This is a genomic window from Pseudoalteromonas sp. TAP-3C, from assembly GCF_059888565.1.
The window spans coordinates 1,022,181-1,039,175 of the sequence record NZ_CM187618.1; the positions used below are offsets into that span (position 1 = coordinate 1,022,181).

Genomic DNA, 16,995 nt, shown 5'->3' on the forward strand with positions numbered 1-16,995 from the left:
AATGATAACGAAAAGTCATATAAAGTACTTTTAAAGTTAATTTAATGTTGACCACCTTGCGTGCATAGTATTATCATCAAGGTCGTGATCACCAACTAATTAACAAATAAGTGGTCAAAAATAAAAAACAAATAGTATTCTAGGGAGAATCAAATGTTAAATAATAAAGTTTCAAAAGCAGTTCGCTTAGCGATCGCTTTTGGTGCAGCATCTACTGCAGCGTTTTCTGCAAGTTCGTTTGCAGAGGAAGCTGGTGTAGAAAAGGTTGAACGAATTCAAGTAACAGGTTCACGTATTAAACGTGTAGATATGGAAGGTCCTAGCCCTGTACAAGTTTTTGATAAAGTTACGATCGAAGCATCGGGTACAGAGACAATTGCTGATTTCTTAATTAAATCGAATATCGCTGGCCCAGGCATCGATACGGCCGATGACACCCTAACGCAAGGTGGTGGTGAGGCAAGCTTTGCAACTAAAGGTTTAGGTGCAGACTATACAATTTTCTTAGTGAATGGTAATCGTTTACCTGGTACTCCAACTGGTGGTAGTGCTAGCCCAGATATCAACCAAATACCTATCGCTGCAGTAGAGCGTATAGAGTATTTATCTGATGGTGCATCAGCTATTTATGGTGCAGATGCTGTTGCAGGTGTTATCAACATAATAACAAAGAAAGATTTTGAAGGTTTAAACGTTTCTGCGCAATATGGTCAATCTGCAGAAGGTGATGCCGGAACTACATCATTACAGCTAGTGACAGGTGTTTCTTCGGACCGTGGTAATGTCATGTTTGCAGCCGATTTCTATAAACGTGAATCTGTTAAAGCAACAGACCGCCCTCTAATTGGTACTGCTATTGCGCCGAACGGTACCGATGGTCGAAGCCCTACGGGTTTTCCTGGTACGTGGATTGAAACAGATTTCTCAGAGTCTTTTCCAGTAGCTGGATGCCCTGAAGAGAGTGTCCGCCCAACAACAATTGTTGATAGTGGAACAGAGTGTGCCTATGATTTTGCGAAGCTTTATCAAGCATTCCCTTACATTGAAAAGTTTAACTTATACACTCGTGGTGAATATAGTGTTTCTGATGATTTAAGGGTTTGGGCAGAAGGTCGAACTAGTAGAACTCAAACAGAAGTTAGAAATGGAGCTGCACCAGCGCCATTCACACTTGTTGGTGCTGATAACGAGGAAAACCCCTTTGGACGAGATATGTTTATTATCCGTCGTACAGTTGAAGCAGGACCTCGTGCAAGAGATCAAGTGAATTCAACAACAGGATTTGCCTCTGGTTTAGATTACTCATTAACTGACGACATTTACTTAGACGCTAAATACCAAAAAAGTTGGGCTCGTCAATCAAGTGTTGGTGTGGGTGGTCAAATATCAAAAAAAGCGCTAACAGATGCTATCGCTGCTGGTGATATTAAACTAACCAGTGCAAATACATTTGAAGATTTTGAAGCTTTATCAATCGCTACGCATCGACAAGGTGAATTTGAAGAACAGATAATTAATATTGGTCTTTCGGGAATGTTGCCTATTGAAATTGGTGATGAAGCTGTAGGCTTTGCAGTTGGTGCGGAAGTTCGCGAAGAACAATATTTTGATGTAACAGATATTGCACAACAATCTCAAGATATCGCAGGTGGCGCAGCATCTAATGGACGAGGTGCTAAAGATACTGATTCATTTTATTTAGAGCTTAACGCACGTCCAATTGAAATGGTTGAGGTTTCTGCAGCAGTTCGAAGCGACTCTATTGAAACGTCTGTTTCAGACTTAGGTTCTGAGACTACTTATAAACTAGCTATTGCAGTAAGACCTACAGATACATTGTTAATTCGTACTTCATATGGAACGGGTTTTAAGGCTCCGACACTAGGTAACTTATATCTTGACGAAAGTTTTGGTGTTGTGAAAGCAATCGATACTAAAGCATGTGCGGCTGATGCAAGCCAATGTTCAACACGCGAAATACGTTCATTAAGTGGTGGTAACCCAAATCTTAAACCGGAAACATCTAAAAGTTATGGTTTAGGTTTCGCTTGGGATGTTGATTTCGTAGAAGGTTTGTCGGTAACTGCTGATTATTGGAATTTTGAAGTTTCAGATAAAATCGGATCTTTAGGTGTTCAAGAGATTCTAAATAATGAAAGTGATTACCCGCAACTAGTAAACCGAATTGGTGGACGAATTGCGCATCCTGATGCTTTTGTTAGATCAAACTTACAAAACTTATCTGAACAAAAAGGCTCGGGTATTGACTACAACGTTAATTATACTTTTGATACATCATTAGGTGTTGTTATTGCAGGTGTAAGAGCATCTCAGCTTTTAAGCTCTGAAGAGCAAACTTCAGCAATACAGCCTTTGTGTGAAGAAAAAGGAACTACTTCAGAGGCTGAATGGTCATCTAGCTTTTATAGCAGTATTACTAGTGACAACTGGGGTGCAAATTTAAATGTACGCTATGTAGGTGAAACAGTTGACCATGAAGGTGGTCTAGCATCAGGTAGTTGTGATTTTGCTAAACCTGAAACTCGCCTTGAAGTTGATAGTTATACACAGGTTGATTTGTCTGGCCATTACTATATTACTGATTCAATTAAGTTTTCAGCTGGTGTGAGAAACTTATTTGATGAAGAGCCACCTTTTTCAACAGTAGCATCTGGTGGTTGGCCTTGGTACGATCAGTCACTATATGACAATATGGGTCGTTTTTACTACACAAAATTTGAATTATCTTTCTAATATTTAGTTCAGTTGTTTTGTATTAAAATTATGTAGTAAAAATAATATAGGCCAGTTGATTTTTCTTCTGGCCATTTTTTGTCTGCCCAGTGAAGCTGGCAAACTCGATAGGCTGAAAGATAGTAGTAAGCGCTCATTACTCCGCGTTATTCCAAATTTAATCTGAGCCTTGATAATGACGTTAGTCATTATTTATCAAAGTTTCAATATGTCACATACTCAACATTAGGGCAATCGCATTAAAATCTGCTTGACACAGAACCTCTAATTTGATCAATTACTCCCCTTTAAGCAACCTAAAATGACCAAATATAAGCCGACACTTATCGAACATTTCAACGATATCCAAGACTCTCGCCTGCAAAGAAAGCTGTTACATAAATTAGAATACACCTTTTTTATTACTTTATGCGTCGTTATCTGCGGCTGTGACAGCTGGGTTGCCATTGAAAAGTTTGCCCATATAAAACGCTCTTTGTTTGAATAATATTTGTCCCTATAAAATGGTATTCCCTCATATGATACCTTTGGATGTGTTTTTGCGTTAATCGATCCTGAGCAATTTCAAAACTGTTTTTTTAACTGGATCACAGCGATAGTTAAAAATGTGACCGGGGATGTGATCGCTGTTGACGGTAAATGCCTTCGCCGCTCTCATGATAAATCGAATGAGATAACGGCCTTACCTGCGTTGCTCAAAAGCTTAGATATCAACGGCAGCATCATCACCACAGATGCCATCAATACCCAAAAGAAATCGGCTGAGTTGATCGTTAGTAAAGGCGCGAATTATGTATCGGCCCTTAAAGGAAATCAAAGTACTTTGCATGATGACGTGCGCTTGTTTTTTGAAGACACCCCTAAAAGCTATCACAGCAGCCTAAATACCCACAAAAGTGTCGATGTAGATCATGGTCGTATAGAAGAGCAAATAGTGACGTCATGTGACCAAATTGACTGGCTGAGGGCAGAACACGCGCACCCACACCTTGGGAGCATTATTAGCGTGACATCACGACGGTTTGATGCCGATAAATGGTCAGAAGAAACCCGCTACTTTATTAGTAGCATTAAACACAATCATGCGGAAAGATTTGCTCACTATGTCCGGCTCATTGGGGAGTAGAGAATAATCTTCACTGGACATTAGACATGGCGTTTGATGAAGATCGGTGTCGAATTCGCCAAGGAAATGCAGATCAAAACATGGCCATATTACGCCATATCTCTTTAAATTTATTAACTTCAGATACTAGTCATAAAGTAGGGATTAAAATTAAGCGGCAAATGGCTGGTTGGAATAATAATTACTTGCTCAAATTACTACAAATATTTTAATGCGATTGCCTCTAACCCTCCTATAAATATAAATTGAAAACATAAGTAACGTATTGCAATGAATTTTTTTTTGTTATCATTTTATACATTAAAATTTTATGAACTCCCAAATGACCTACACCCTCAGACCCTACCAGCAAGAGGCGGTTGAACGCACCGTTTTACACTTTAGAAAAACTAACGAACCTGCTGTTATTGTGTTGCCCACGGGGGCGGGTAAAAGTTTAGTCATTGCTGAGCTTGCGCGTATAGCGAAGCAAAAAATATTGGTACTGGCGCATGTTAAAGAATTGGTTGAGCAAAATGCGCAAAAATATAAAAGCTTTGGTCTTGAGGCGAGTATATTTTCCGCTGGATTAAAAGAAAAATCGTTAACTCATCAAGTTACTTTTGCCAGTGTGCAGTCGTTATCGCGCAATTTAGATAAGCTTAATGAGCACTATTCATTACTTATTATTGATGAGTGCCACAGAGTAAATGGCGAAAAAAAAAGCCAATACGGAAAAGTGATTAATGCCCTTAAAACGCATAACCCGCAATTAAAAGTATTAGGCTTAACAGCAACGCCTTACCGATTAGGATTAGGCTGGATTTATCATCATCATTACCATGGGTTTGTAAGAGGCAATAAAGAGAGCCCGTTTAAACTCTGTATTTTTGAATTACCTTTACGGTATATGATCAAGCATAACTACTTAACTCCCCCTAAAGAGGTTGATGCTGCAATTAGCCATTATGATTTTTCATCATTAACTAGCAATGCATTTGGGCAATATAGTAATGAAGATATGAATGGCTTACTTAAAAATAGCACACGTGCGACCAAGGCTATTTTACAGCAAGTGATACAGTATAGTGAAAGCCGCCACGGGGTGATGGTTTTTGCAGCCACCGTAATGCATGCGCAAGAGATCATGACCTACTTACCAGAGGATCACAGTGCGCTGATCACCGGGGATACGCCAAATAGCGAACGCGATAAAATAATAAAGCTGTTCAAAGCTAAAGAGTTAAAATACTTAGTGAATATATCAGTACTGACGACCGGTTTTGATGCCCCTCATGTTGATTTTATTGCTATTTTACGCCCCACAGAGTCGGTAAGTTTATACCAGCAAATTGTCGGTAGGGGGCTGCGTTTAGCTGAGGGCAAAAAAGACTGTTTAGTGATTGATTATGCTGGCAACGGTTTTGATTTATTCTATCCAGAAGTGGGAGATAAAAAAGGCGATAGCGATAATGAACCCGTGCAAGTACTGTGTCCTGGGTGTGGCTTTGCTAACATTTTTTGGGGAAAAACAGACAGCGATGGCAAAGTGAGCGAGCATTTTGGCAGGCGCTGCCAAGGTTTGCTAGAAGATGATAACGGTTTAAGCGAGCAATGCGATTACCGTTTTCGTTTTAAAGAGTGTGAGCAGTGTGGCGCACAAAATGATATTGCTGCACGAAAATGCCATGATTGTGGCGCAGTAATGGCCGACCCTGACGATAAACTACGAAATGCATTAAATCTTAAAGATGCGTTAGTACTGCGTTGTAGTGGTTTGAGTGTAAGCCAACTAAAAGCGCAATTGTTAAAAGTCACTTATTTTGATGAAGATGGCGCCAGTTGTGATGAAGTTTTTGATTTAGCAAACAAAGGTGCTCGGTACTATTTTAATCAACAGTTTGGTAAGCGTGTAGGCCAAGGTCAATCCCCGATTGCATTTACAAGTGTTGAGCAAGTTATAAAAGCCCAGCCGGATTTAATCGCGCCTGATTTTGTAATTGCTCGCAAAAGTAAAAAATATGGCTGGAAAGTAGCCGACAAACTTTTTGATTACAAAGGCAGCTTTAGAAAGGCTAACCAGCTAAGTCGATAGACTAAGCTGGTTAGCATTCATCATTTAAATTAGAGACTATGCTTCTTCTGCGTCTAATCCCCAGCCATCACCATAGCCGTTTAAACCATTAGCAATGCTTTCAATGTATTGCTCTGCTTGGCCTAGTAAAGCGTGCTCAGGTACCATTTGTACATGGGCAACCACTTCCCATACGCCAGTATCTTTGCATTTTTCTATATCGGCAGTTTGTACTAGTGCATCGGTTACTATTTTAGTTGCAAACTTTTCGGCATCGGTTTGTTGTTCAAATAAAATATAAAAATCAATTTGTTGCATTTTACTTAAATCTACACCCTCGGCATAAATTTCAGCAAGTAATTGGCCATTATCATCATCAGGAAATTGCATTGAAAACTCATTAACGTTTATGTATTCATTAGCGCTATTGTAACCAAAATATACGCTTAAGGCGTACTAAAATTTGATTACGCCTTTTTGCGCAGTAATTGCAATTAAGTTAATGTTAGGCTCATTATCACTATGCTACTATTGGGTTGTTAGTATGTTGTTTTTTATGGGTTCATGGTAAGGATTATTATTTGTTCAATCAGCTTTTAAGATCGGTTGTTTATTTGTGCTTATTTTTGAGCTTTTGCTCTATTGCGGCTGATAATACAATTGAAGATTATGAAATAAAAGGAATTAGTGGCGAGTTAAAAAACAACGTTGCGCTTTATTTAAAACCCTTGGTGGGCGAAAAGTCAACGCGATCACTTCGCCGTTATGCCAAAAGCCAAATTGAGAGTAGTTTAAAAGCATTAGGCTATTATAGCCCAACTGTTAATGTTGATTTTAATAAAGATGATCGTGAACTGATTGCAAATATAGAGCGCGGCCGTGCAACGCGAATAGAGACATTTAATATTACAGTTAATGGCGAGGCAAAACATGACCCATTAATTCAAAATGTTATTGAAAACTTGGGTTTAAAGCAAGGTGATATTTTAAATCATGGTGTGTATAACAACGCTTATAAAAAAATAGAATCAGCGTTATTAGAATATGGCTATTTTGATGCTAAATGGCCTACACGAAAATTTGAGGTGTCGTTAAAAAAGCACAGCGCCATTATTACTTTTGTTGTGCAAAGTGGTGTACGTTATCAATTTGGTGAAGTAGTCATAACCAAGGATAGCCCTGCTGAAAAATATATTCGTTCGTTAGCCCCATTTAAAATAGGTACCTTATTTAAAGCATCGGTTATAGGCGACTATAATTTTGATTTATCGAGCACACCTTATTTTACCAGCGTGCGTGTTTATGCTGACATTCCAGCAAGGAAAAACAGCCAAGTCCCAATTAAGGTGGATGTGTTACACAAACCAGCGAACAGTTTTGAGCTAGGCGGAGGGTTTAATACAGAGCTAGGTCCAAAGGTACGTTTTAAGTGGTCTAAACCTTGGATCACTGATAAAGGTCATTATCTTGAAAGCAACTTAAATGTTGCCAAGCGTCAGCAAGATATTTCTATGGCCTATACTATTCCTGTTAATGATCCCAATGATGATTTATGGCGCTTAACAGCGGGTTATAAATTAGAAGACGATTTAGCTGACGATATTTACAGTGAAATAGTAACTGGGCAACTACAACGTCAATGGCTGACTGAGCATAAATGGGTGCGTACGGCGTTTATCAGGCGCGAACAAGAAACCTATCGTATAGGTGATGAGGCACAAAAAACCACTGAAATGTTACTGCCGGGTATAAGTTATGCTCGTAAGCAAGCAAAAGGGGGAACAACGCCCTACTCGGGTGAGCAATGGTCTATTTCGGTAGAATTTGGACTCGATAGCATGCTCTCCAGTACTAATATTGTTAGAATGCAATTACAGCATGCATGGTTGCGTACTTACCTTAACAAGCACTTGGTTTTTTTAAAAGCGAACGTGGGTGCTATGCTAGTTGATGATATTAATAATGTGCCATACTCATTGCGGTTTTACGCAGGTGGCGATCAAAGTGTACGTGGTTTTGCTTATCAATCTATTTCGCCAGAAAACGAAAATGGCGATCGTATTGGTGGTAAGTACTTACTTGCCACTACCGCAGAATACAATTACCAATTTGCTAAAAATTGGCGAGCAGCGTTATTTGTTGATGGTGGTACGGCGACTAATGACTTTTCGGAACGCTTTGAAGTAGGTGCAGGGTTTGGCTTTCGTTATTTAACGCCTATTGGCCCAATAAGAATTGATCATGCTTGGGGGCTTACTAAAGAAAGTAAAAGCACGCGCTTAAGTATTACTATAGGGCCTGAAGTTTAATGTCGGTATTTAAAAAAGTGACAGCGATAATAAGCTCATTTATTGTTGTTTTGCTTGTGATAGTGTTTTGTATTGTTTTTACAGCGCCTGGTAATCAATTAATTGCTTATAGTGCTAATAAATTAGTTGATGGTTTAAACATTGAAATAAAAAATGGGCGCTTTTTATATAATGATGTGTTTAATTTCCGTTTTGAGCGTGACGGTTTACTTTTTGATGCAGAGCAATTAAAAATAGATTTATTTTGGTGGCACTGCGATGGCATTTGCATTGATAATTTAACGGCTCGCGCTATAAAATTAACGCTGCCCGCAGCGTCATCTAACGCCCCAGATACACCTGATAAACCGCTTGAACAAATTAGCTTGCCATTTAATGTTGCACTGAAGCGTTTGGCGGTTAATGAGTTTACGTTAAATCATTCCACTGCAAATGTGGTTGTTAACAACATGGTGCTTGCTGCAAAGGCACAACGCTCTGATATTATTATAAAAAATTTCAATATCTCTCGTGTTTTAATAGCACTAAAAGAGCAATCAGTAGCAAACACCGCCAGTGCTACACCCATAACCAACTTACCTGCATTACCTGATATAACTTTTGTTTCGCCAGTAAATATTAACCTAGAACAGTTTAATATTACTCAGTTTAGCATAGAGCAGGGCGAGCAGAAAAATACCGTTAATAATATTGCGCTGCAAATGAGCTTGATGGGTGCTGATGTAAACGTTGGTTTATTATCTGCAGATTATCAGCAGTGGCAGCTTAATACTGCACTTAGCGCTAAGCTAGAGGGCTCAATGCCGATTAATGGCAATATGAGTTTAAAAGGGCATGGATACAAAGCCAAAATATTGATTGATGGGGATTTAGAGAAGCTAAATGTAGATATAACAAGTAGCGAATTATTCCCTTTTAAACTTGCCGTAACGACTAATCTTAAACAACAAAACTACCCGTTTAGTGTCAACGGTAACGCTAATCACTGGACATTTAATACAATAAACAACGCGTTAAATATCACCGACGTAAACTTAATTGCGCAAGGCAACGCCAACGATTACCAGTTAGCACTGACTGGTAATAGTCAGCTAGGTGCTTATCCGCGTGTGAACTTTAATGGCCAAATTGATGGCTCGCTTAGCCAGGCAAGCCTTAAAACCTTATCGCTAAAAGCGAATGATAGCGAGGCTAACTTACAGGCGAAGGTAAATTGGCAAAATGGCATTAATAGTAACTTTAGCGGCGCATTATCGCATTTAAAAGCGCAATATTTAACTGATACGCTTACTAGCGATATTTCAGGGCAGTTTAAAGGGGCATTTAACGCCAGTGCGAATACTTGGCAGTTAGCAATGGATGACACCCAACTAAGTGGTTTACTCAATGATGTACCCCTTAATTTTGCTGCCAAATTTAAGTTAAACGATGAGTTAAAGGCTACAGTAAATGAATTTAATCTCAGTAGTGGCGCGAATCAGTTAACGTTAACAGGCGAAGTTGATCAGCAATGGCGTATTAATGGCGCTATTGCGTTGCAAAGTAATGATGAAGAAAATCTTCCTTTTATTGCTAATGGCCAAGCGAATTTGAGTATACGGGGCGAAAGGTTAACCCCTGCGGTTGATTTAGGATTAACCCTAGAGCAGTTTATTTATGATGAAATTAATATCAACAAGCTTGTGCTTAAAGCACAATTAGATACTGCCACTGATTGGCAAACAGATATTAGCGTTAATCTTGATTCAGCATATGTCATGGGCCAGCAAATTAATAAGGTCAACATAGCCGGCAGTGGTGATAAAACTGATCATCAGCTTAGTGCGTCGATTGATGCTGAAAAAGGGGCGTTAGCAGTTGAGCTTAATGGCAAAATGAAAAATGCTATTTGGAGTGGTGAGTTAAGTGACATAACTTTAACGGATAAAAAACTGCGCTTTAACAATAATAAAAAAATATCCGTTATGGTTAATACCCAAAACGGGGATTTTGATGTGAGCGCTCATTGCTGGCAATCAGCTCAAAGTAAATTGTGTATCGATACTTTGTTGCAAACAAAAGCGCTTGGGCAGTTTAATGCAAAACTGGCTAACCTTTCACTTGAAGAGCTTAAGCACTTATTGCCAGATAATATTCGCATACGTGGAGACCTAATAGGCGATTTTGCTGCTAATTGGCAGGCGGGTGCACTTAAAACGCTCAGCGCCAATGTGAATTCGAATGAGCTAAATGCGATACTCACCTCAGAAGAAGATCGATTTAAACTCCCTATAGAAACACTCAATATTACTGCTTTTTCAGACTCGCAGGTCGGTAAAATTGAAGCTAACTTGGCATCCAGTGTGTTAGGTAAAATAGCAACCCAAATAAATATTGACGACATTCAAAGTACGCAAATACTTTCTGGTAATGTCACTATAGATAAAATTTTACTCTCAGATATTCAGCCATTTTTAGATACGCTTGAGCAACTTAAAGGGGCAATTAGCGGGCAGGTTACTTTAGCTGGAACGCTTAACGATCCTCAGTTAGAGGGTGAGCTTAATATTGCAGACATTAACTTAGCGGGAGAGCAATTACCCGTAGCACTTGAAAACGCTAATATAAATATTTTATTTAATAAAACTAAGGCAATCATAAAAGGTAACCTAAGTGATCCTCAAGGTGGGCACGTTAAGCTTACCGGTGATGTGGATTGGCAAGGTGAGCAACCTGCGGTCAATGTCGCTGTTGTTGGTAATGAGTTTTTTGTTAGAGCGCAGCAAGGCGTAATATTTAAAGTATCGCCAGATCTAAAAATAGGCATAGCAGATAACGCGCTTAACCTTGTTGGTGAAGTGATTGTGCCTTATGGGCGTATAGAAATAGAAGAACTGCCCGAGGGTGCTGTGCAAGTAAGTGATGATGAAATAATTATTGATCAAAAAACACAAACCTCTAAAAAAGTACCGTTTAATTACGATATTGATCTGCGGGTTATTGTTAAAAATGATGTAAGAGTTGAGTCGTTCGGCCTTAAATCTAAGGTAGTTGGTGATATGGACATAAAAATGAGCCAAGATTCACCCATTATTGCCATTGGTGAGCTTAATTTAATTGAAGGCACTTACTTAGCATTTGGTCAAGATTTGATTATTAGAACGGGGCAAATCGGTTTTAGTGGCGCAATAGACAAACCACATTTAAACATTAAAGCTATTCGAAACCCAAATAATACTGCTGATGGGGTTATTGCCGGGGTTACTTTAACGGGCAGTGTTGAGCAACCTAATTTAAAAGTGTTTTCTGAGCCGGGAATGGATCAAGGCCAAGCTTTAGCGTATTTACTAAATGGTCAACCATTAGGCGAGGGAAATAGCTCAAGCGATGCCATGTTAGCGCAGCTATTGCTTTCTCAAGGTGTGAGTCGTAGCGAAGGACTTGTTTCTCAAGTGGGCGAATCATTTGGTCTTTCAGATGTTAGCTTAAGCTCAAAAGGCAGTGGTGAACAAACAAAGGTAGAAATATCGGGTTATCTAGCGCCGAGCTTGCAGGTTAAATATAGTGTAGGTGTGTTTGAGTCACTCAGTGAAGTAGCGGTACGCTATCAGCTTATGTCAAAACTATATATAGAGATAACCAGTGGCTTAAACCAAAATGTAGACATACTGTATAAATTTAATTGGGACTGACCTATATCTGCAGATAATAATAAAAAAGGAAAGGAATGATAAAGCGTGTAGTGATCCTTTTAGTGTCGGTTTTGTTTGCTGGGTGTGCCCAGCAAAGTACTTTATCACCACCAGCGTCGGCTAAAAAGTTAACAAGCAGTGAGATTATTGCTGCGGCTAAAGATGACGAATGGCGATAGGTTGAATCAGAGAATATTCTAAAGTTAACCTTGCCCACAGGCGCCGCTTATATTGAGCTTAACCCAAAGCTTGCGCCTAAACACACTGAAAATATTACCGTGTTTGGTCGGGTGCTTAAAGGCATGGCGCATTTTCATCAGCTAGCGCGAACGCCCATTGATAATAGTGAGTTTAATCCCATTACCGATCTGCAAGTATTGGCTGATGTTACAAACAACAACAGCCAATTTAAAGTAATGAAAACAGACTCCAATTCATTCAAACAACTAATTATTGCTCGGAGTAACCGCAGCGAGGAATGGTTTGCGTATAGCCATAATTACATTGATGTGTGTGGAATGCCTGTGCCAACTAAGCAACTTAACGATTAAAAAAGGAGCCTGAAGCTCCTTTTTTGTTTAGCTTATTGACGGTTTATTTTTACCGAAAATGGGGTGTCGTTATAATGGGTTGAGCGATAAGGGTTTATATCAAGGCCACCACGGCGAGTATAACGCGCATACACTTCAAGTTCTTTAATATTAAGTTGAGTAGTTAAGTCGCTGTAAATACGCTCCACACATTGCTCATGAAACTCATTGTGAGTTCTAAACGAAATTAAATAACGTAGTAATGACTCACGACACACTTGCTCACCAGTGTAGCGAATAATAATACTGGCCCAATCCGGTTGCGACGTAATTAAACAATTAGATTTTAGCAAGTGGCTATGCAGAGTTTCACTCACTACTTTATTGCTTTGTGATTTTAGTGAATGGGCATCGAGATGATAATTATCTATTTCAATATCTAACTCATCTATACATTCACCCGGTAGCGGTGTGCAAGGAATGCAGTTGTAGTCATCAGCGCTGTATAAAGTCACCTTTACAGGGCTATTTACCGCACTGGATAAGTCGTCAATTAAATGTTGTTTAACAATCTCAATACTACCAAAGCGACTTTGATTAAAGCTGTTTAAGTAAAGCTTAAACGACTTAGATTCAATAATATGACTGCTCTGACATTCAAAAGTAAATAATGCCACCGCCACTTGCGGTTTACCTTTGGTATTTAACCAAGACAGTTCGTAACCTGTCCATATGTCTTGGCCTTTAAATGGTAATGCGGCTTCATCAATACTTAATGCATCGCGATTAAGCTTGCGAGCAATAGGAAAAAGCAGGCTGGGCGTGTATTGATCGACATACTCAGTGGATTGACCAAGTACGCTACCTTTAAGATCGGGAGAATTACTGTAATCTGTCATATTGGCTCTTAAATAGTTACAATGGCGATATTATATATAATTTTAATGAGTTTCATAGTATGTCTGTTGCAATGCAATTAGCTCAACTTCACGAAAAATTTAGCGAAAAAACCATTACTAACACACAAAAGCGGCCACTCATTGCCCACGATGAGCAATGGCCAAGCCTATGTGAAGTAGGCACGGTCGATGAACATGGCATGATCCAATGGCAGGCGATAGTTAGGGAGCCTACAGGCTCATTAACCAGTCTCGCTAACGCATTAGAACTTGAGTTTCCAGAGGCGCTGAGTCAATTTTATGGCCATATGTTTGCCGGCAGTATTGTCGCGAGTATTGATGGCCATCAAGTGGAATTATTACAAGCATGGAATGAGGATGATTTTGACTTACTGCAACAAAATATCACCGGCCATGTTTTAATGAAACGTAAACTCAAACAAGCGCCAAGTGTATTTATTGGTTTAACCGACCAAGACGACTTGCTTGTTACCGTATTGGTACAAACAGGGGAAGTGTGCTTAGAATATGTAGGTAAAAAGCCACATCATGTGCTGGCCAAAAACCTCAGTGAATTTATAGCGTCGTTGACTGTATAATTTTAAGCTGTGATGTTGTTAGACATAAAACCTTAGTTGTGGGATTTATTGAAAATCCCATGAAATATTAGACACTAAACCACACGGTTCGCACCTAAAATCGAATAAACCAAACCATGGTTTGGGCAACTTCCATTCACCTTGGCAACTTGGGCATTTTCGTTCAAGCTCAGAGACTTTATCAGCGCCACCCACACGGTATAAATAATAGTAAACCGGCTTTTTAGTTAAAAAGCTGATGCGTTTGCTAATATCTTTACCTCGGCGGTACAAATCGCTTTGGATGCTGGCTATTTCGTCAAGCGCCGGAAACTCACAGCGTGTTGCACCATTAATTTGAATTTGATCGCACGCTTGCCAATCTTCTTGCCATTTAATTAATGTTTTATAGTCGCCATTGGCAATTGCTGGAATATTAAATAACGGGACCGGTAAAAAATCGTCGCCACAATACAGTGGGCTGCACGTGTGCACATAGGTGGTATATAAAATATAGCTCGAGGGCTCTTTACAGCCATCGGCGCCATTTGAATGTATGTCTTGGCCTATTATTTTTACTTTGGGTGCTAACAAGCCCGCATCGTGGAGTTTTTCAACACTGTGTTTTACAAACGCACTGTTGTTAAGTGGATGCATAGCGTTTTCGGTTGGGCACATAACGCGGGTGATAAAATAGCCATCCTTTAAAACCGTTGGGAATTCTTCCCCGATTATTTGCCCATTAAAGCGAAGTGCATTTACCAAGCGGTTTATTGCTTGTTCGGCTTGTTCTAATGTGGTGTCTTGGTAGCAATCAAATGTTAAATCAACAACAAACATTTATAGTCTCGAATTATTTTGGTGTAAGTAATGTCAATAAACTGTCTAGCTTTTGCTCAATTCTATCTAGCTGAGAGGCTTTTTGGTCGGCATTATTTTCGTGTTGCTTAGGGGTTTTCATTAAATTATAAATTGAATCTGGATTATTCTTATACTGGCTCACTGCAGCAATAATAACCGGCATTGGGGTCGGCGTTGTTAAGCGGCTTTTAGTGAGTGCAACAGTGGGGACTTTGCCTTCATCAAGAAGGACTTTAATGGCTTCAAATACAGCAGTATTCATTCGATTTATAACTCTTTTAGTATGTAAGCTCGCAGCATAGATGCTACAAAGTAATATGTTATCAATAAAGTGGCTTAGGCACATTAAAATGCGCCATTTAATTATTTTTTTTGACGAAGTCGTACATCTAATTCGTCAATTACTTCACTCCAATCGCCATCAACAGCTAACGATTGAGTAATAAAATGTTGTTGGGCTTCATCCCAAAAAGGAGTGTCTTGCAACAAGATTGTATCGGCAATGGTATATCTAGCCAGTTTAACCCTTACTGAATTTGCGCTTTGTTTATTAAGCAGCAAGTCGTTAAAGTATGATCTGACTCAACGCAGAAAATAAGTGTGCTAATTAAAATACAAACTCGCTTAATCATTGCTCTTAGGTATATAGTGATATAAGTATTTGCTCATCGTTGTAGTTCAAAACTAATCCCTAACAAGTTACGCGGCGTAATAACAGGGGGTAAAATAATAAAGGAAATAAAATGACAGCCACAACAAAATCAACAGACGCATTTAGCGTACAGCATATTGCACCAGAAGATATAAGCACGGCAGCAAGTCTTATATATCAGGCGTACCAAAACGATCCTATTTTACAAACTCTGTTGGGGTATAATAAACAAACCCCGCTTGATTATGAAAAAAAACTACGTGCACTTATCCGTGAAGAACTCAGTAGCTTTTGGCAAGAAAAACAGCCTTTAATTGGCCTTTACCGCGACGATAAATTAAAAGCGGTTGCCTGTGTATTTGAGTCAAACAGCCAATTACAGGCTGAGCGCTATTGGCATTGGCGATTAAAGCTGATGTTAAGTGCGGGTTATTTACAAACGAATCAACTAATCGAAAAAGAAAAAACCATTCGTGATGCACTAAAGCCGCAAGGCAATTATTACTTTTTAGCATTTATCGCCGTTGACCCACATTTTCAGGGTAAAGGCTTTGGTCGCACATTACTTAAAGGCTTAGATAGTTTATTACTTGATAACCCCGAGTCCTCTGGATTGGCTGTGTTTGTGACTCGCGACGAGCATACACAGTTTTTTAAATCTCAAGGCTTTGAACATTTTAAACAACTGACATTTAACCAAGTTGAAGGTCAATTATTATTTAAAACGGCTAACCATAAATAGCAGGTGAAAAACTGAATAAAAAGCAAACAAAGCGTGTTAGTAAATTTTCGATTTACTTATCGCTAATATTTTTAGTGCTAATACTAATAGCATCAAATGCAGGGTATATACCCATAAATGCAGTGTGGACATATTTTGTCGCCAGTAGTTTAACTTTTATTGTATATGCGTATGATAAAACCAAAGCAAAAAGAGGCGCATGGCGCACCAGTGAGCGCACGCTACATTTTTTTTCGCTTGTTGGCGGTTGGCCGGGAGCGGCCATAGCACAACAGCTGCTTAGGCATAAATCGCAGAAAAAAGAATTTAGGTTTGTTTTTTGGTTAACGGTTATCGCTAATATCTGTGTGCTGGTTTGGTTAATATCACCAAAAGGGGAGCAGTTGATTAACATACTTAAGTAAAGTTACGGCAAGCTCATACCCACATATCTAAGTTTGTGGTACTTAAGTTTGGGGTATGTGTTAAGTATTTCATTTAGTGTATTTAAAATATCTCTAAGTCAATGTTCCAAATAGGGCGCACCCGTGTGAGATATATCTCACATTAACGTGCGCCTTATCAGTTTAAATCTCGTTTTTATTCGTTTAAAGCTTTCAAGTTGCTGTTACCTATGGCTATTTTTATTTTTCATTTTTATGGCAGTTATTTTTTCTGTTTTTCTCACTATCATACTAAGCCGATTGCTTTACACTTTACTTAAGTCAAGACGACATAGCCCAATGATTGAGCTACTGCTACGGATACGGAATCAGGCAACCAACCAGTTAATCGCTAGGAAGCACAAAGGACTAATTAACACGGATGCAGGGATGAAATA

General features: G+C 39.1%; 12 protein-coding genes and 2 pseudogenes. 9 read left to right on the top strand and 5 right to left on the bottom strand.

What is annotated here, in order from left to right; translation table 11 throughout:
- The first annotated feature begins 153 nt into the window (after positions 1-153).
- From AC6H44_RS04755 to radD, 3 genes and pseudogenes are all read left to right on the top strand, one after another.
- A complete protein-coding gene (locus AC6H44_RS04755) occupies positions 154-2,754 on the top strand; it encodes a TonB-dependent receptor domain-containing protein (protein WP_500737796.1) in 2,601 nt (866 codons plus the stop codon).
- A 301-nt stretch (positions 2,755-3,055) separates the two neighbouring features.
- Positions 3,056-4,092: pseudogene (locus AC6H44_RS04760) on the top strand (ISAs1 family transposase).
- Between the two features lie 110 nt (positions 4,093-4,202).
- Positions 4,203-5,954, top strand: coding sequence for a DNA repair helicase RadD (gene radD / locus AC6H44_RS04765; RefSeq protein WP_500737797.1), 1,752 nt, complete (start codon positions 4,203-4,205; stop codon positions 5,952-5,954).
- Positions 5,955-5,990: 36 nt separating this feature from the next.
- Here the strand turns inward: radD and AC6H44_RS04770 are convergent, their stop codons facing one another.
- Complete coding sequence (locus AC6H44_RS04770; RefSeq protein WP_500737798.1) at positions 5,991-6,323, bottom strand: ribonuclease E inhibitor RraB; 333 nt, start codon at positions 6,321-6,323, stop codon at positions 5,991-5,993.
- Between the two features lie 191 nt (positions 6,324-6,514).
- On the opposite strand from AC6H44_RS04770, the gene AC6H44_RS04775 reads away from it, so the two are divergent.
- From AC6H44_RS04775 to AC6H44_RS04785, 3 genes and pseudogenes are all read left to right on the top strand, one after another.
- The gene (locus AC6H44_RS04775) at positions 6,515-8,242 is read left to right on the top strand and encodes an autotransporter assembly complex protein TamA (protein WP_500737799.1); all 1,728 of its coding nucleotides are present in this window, start codon (positions 6,515-6,517) and stop codon (positions 8,240-8,242) included.
- Entirely contained in the window at positions 8,242-11,913 is a 3,672-nt protein-coding gene (gene tamB / locus AC6H44_RS04780) for an autotransporter assembly complex protein TamB (RefSeq protein WP_500737800.1), read from the top strand. Before AC6H44_RS04775 ends, tamB begins: the two co-directional genes overlap by 1 nt.
- A gap of 35 nt (positions 11,914-11,948) precedes the next feature.
- Positions 11,949-12,464, top strand: a pseudogene (locus AC6H44_RS04785) (hypothetical protein).
- Positions 12,465-12,496: 32 nt separating this feature from the next.
- Here AC6H44_RS04785 and queF read toward each other — a convergent pair.
- A complete protein-coding gene (gene queF, locus AC6H44_RS04790) occupies positions 12,497-13,342 on the bottom strand; it encodes an NADPH-dependent 7-cyano-7-deazaguanine reductase QueF (RefSeq protein ID WP_500737801.1) in 846 nt (281 codons plus the stop codon).
- A 59-nt stretch (positions 13,343-13,401) separates the two neighbouring features.
- Between queF and syd the strand changes: the two genes are divergently transcribed.
- Entirely contained in the window at positions 13,402-13,941 is a 540-nt protein-coding gene (gene syd, locus AC6H44_RS04795; RefSeq protein ID WP_500737802.1) for a SecY-interacting protein, read from the top strand.
- 45 nt (positions 13,942-13,986) lie between these two features.
- On the opposite strand, the gene AC6H44_RS04800 is transcribed toward syd, so the two are convergent.
- The 3 genes from AC6H44_RS04800 to AC6H44_RS04810 all read right to left on the bottom strand — a co-directional run bounded on the left by AC6H44_RS04800 (position 13,987) and on the right by AC6H44_RS04810 (position 15,342).
- The gene (locus tag AC6H44_RS04800; protein WP_500737803.1) at positions 13,987-14,760 is read right to left on the bottom strand and encodes a Zn-ribbon-containing protein; all 774 of its coding nucleotides are present in this window, start codon (positions 14,758-14,760) and stop codon (positions 13,987-13,989) included.
- 13 nt (positions 14,761-14,773) lie between these two features.
- Positions 14,774-15,043 (bottom strand): hypothetical protein, encoded by a 270-nt coding sequence (locus AC6H44_RS04805; protein ID WP_500737804.1) that lies wholly within the window; start codon positions 15,041-15,043, stop codon positions 14,774-14,776.
- Between the two features lie 101 nt (positions 15,044-15,144).
- Positions 15,145-15,342 (bottom strand): DUF2789 family protein, encoded by a 198-nt coding sequence (locus tag AC6H44_RS04810; RefSeq protein WP_500737805.1) that lies wholly within the window; start codon positions 15,340-15,342, stop codon positions 15,145-15,147.
- A gap of 182 nt (positions 15,343-15,524) precedes the next feature.
- On the opposite strand from AC6H44_RS04810, the gene AC6H44_RS04815 reads away from it, so the two are divergent.
- The gene (locus AC6H44_RS04815; RefSeq protein ID WP_500737806.1) at positions 15,525-16,175 is read left to right on the top strand and encodes a GNAT family N-acetyltransferase; all 651 of its coding nucleotides are present in this window, start codon (positions 15,525-15,527) and stop codon (positions 16,173-16,175) included.
- 122 nt (positions 16,176-16,297) lie between these two features.
- Positions 16,298-16,579, top strand: coding sequence for a DUF1294 domain-containing protein (locus AC6H44_RS04820; protein ID WP_500738377.1), 282 nt, complete (start codon positions 16,298-16,300; stop codon positions 16,577-16,579).
- Positions 16,580-16,995: the final 416 nt, after the last annotated feature.